Source organism: Bacillus sp. JCM 19034 (assembly GCF_001310635.1).
In the GTDB taxonomy this organism is placed as follows: domain Bacteria; phylum Bacillota; class Bacilli; order Bacillales; family Bacillaceae_D; genus Halalkalibacter.
The window spans coordinates 1-1,411 of record NZ_BAXR01000052.1 but is presented as its reverse complement, the minus strand read 5'-3'; the positions used below and the strand labels follow the sequence as shown (position 1 = coordinate 1,411).

General features: G+C 43.6%; 1 pseudogene. It reads left to right on the top strand.

Annotated elements, in window-relative coordinates:
- The first annotated feature begins 100 nt into the window (after positions 1-100).
- Positions 101-1,275: pseudogene (locus JCM19034_RS20510) on the top strand (IS256 family transposase).
- Positions 1,276-1,411 lie beyond the last annotated feature (136 nt).

Below are 1,411 nucleotides of genomic sequence, written 5' to 3'. Positions count from 1 at the left end.
ATTACGTCTATATAATTGTGTAAAAAGGGAAAGACATCAAAAGCCCACCTTGTTACAATGTTTTCAACCACGAAAATACAGAAACAAGGAGGAACTATTGATGTCTCAAATCAATTTTACACTAGATTTTGAGAAACTTAAAGATGCGGTGATGGAGTCTGAATTAAACGTGATTGTCAAATCCTCTCTCGTTCTCGTGTTAAACGAGTACATGGAAATGGAGCGTGATCGGTTTATAAAAGCAGAGTCTCACCAACGAACGGAAGCGCGCCAAGACTACCGTAATGGGTACTACGAGCGTGAATTCACCATGGTCTCCGGGAAGATTCGTTTGAAAGTCCCTCGCACACGGAGCGGTGAGTTTTCAACGAGTGTATTTGAGAAATATGCACGTTGTGACAAAGCTCTATTAATCTCCATGTTAGAAATGGTGGTGAACGGGGTTTCCACACGCAAAGTAACTAAAATCGTAGAGGAGCTCTGTGGCGAATCCGTTTCTAAATCCATGGTATCCAACCTAACGAAAAAACTCGATCCTATCGTCAATGACTGGCTAACAGACCACTAAATGTGATGTACTTCCGCTACATCTACGTTGACGCCATGTACATTAAGGTACGTGAGCACCATAAAGTTGTATCAAAAGCGGTTTATATCGCCATCGGGATCAATGAGAAAAACAAACGTGAGATTCTAGGGCTCAAGGTAGACCACTCGGAATCGGAGACAAGCTGGTATGACTTCTTTGAATCATTGAAATCTCGAGGCCTCCAATCACCAAAAATGGTCATTTCAGACGCTCACTCAGGTCTGAAATCTGCCATTCAAAAAGCTTTTATCGGGACAAGCTGGCAACGCTGTACCGTGCATATGTTACGCAATATGATTCAAAGTATGCCTCGCAAGGGATCCAAGGAAGCGAGAACTGAATTGAAAGCGATCTTCCAAGCCCGTCACATGGAAGAGGCTCGTGCGCTTAAAGAACAGTTTATTCTTAAGTATGAAGATGAAAAAGGCTATCAAAAAGCCATCACCGTGTTGGATGAGGGGTTTGATGATGCGACACAATTTTATGCAGAGCCGGAGGACTACCATGTCAGCTTACGGACCACAAACATGCTGGAACGAATGAATGCAGAGGTGCGAAGACGAGAACGGGTTATCAGAACGTTTCCTAACCAGCAGTCTGCCTTTAGATTGATCGCGGCGGTTCTCATGGATTATGAAGACACCCTTGATCTCGGAAATCGTACTTTTTTGAAAAAACGAGATTGAACCAGTTCCCACAATGCCAGCGAGAGATGTTTGGGTAGAGGGGGCCTAGGCCCCCTCTACCCAAACATCAAAAACCCCCACATAAACAGAGTGAGAACATTGTATACAGTTTTTACACAACATTAAGGACTTGACT